The organism is Corynebacterium sp. HMSC071B10, from assembly GCF_001814825.1.
Taxonomy (GTDB): Bacteria; Actinomycetota; Actinomycetes; order Mycobacteriales; family Mycobacteriaceae; genus Corynebacterium.
This window is the reverse complement of sequence record NZ_KV818021.1, coordinates 1-223: the sequence shown is the minus strand read 5'-3', so window position 1 is coordinate 223 and position 223 is coordinate 1. Positions and strand designations below refer to the sequence as shown.

Sequence of the window (223 nt, the reverse complement as noted above, 5' to 3'; positions counted from 1 at the left end):
CCAGCACATATTCGACGGGTGGGTCTCACCGCCCTGGGCGTAGTCGGTCAGGTGGTGGGCCTGGCACTTGGCGATCGGGGTGGTGCAGTCCGGCCAGCAGCAGGTTGGCGAGTCCGCCTCGATCGCCAGGCGCTGCACCGGCGAGGCAAGGCGTGCCCGGTGAGTGTTAATCGGACCCAGGTGTGGTGCGGCGAGGGTGATGTAGCCATCAGGCAGGATGTGG

1 protein-coding gene is annotated in these 223 nt (G+C 67.3%); it reads right to left on the bottom strand.

Annotated elements, in window-relative coordinates:
* A partial coding sequence (locus tag HMPREF2990_RS13020; protein WP_168167140.1) for an HNH endonuclease signature motif containing protein occupies window positions 1-223 on the bottom strand: 223 nt, incomplete at both ends.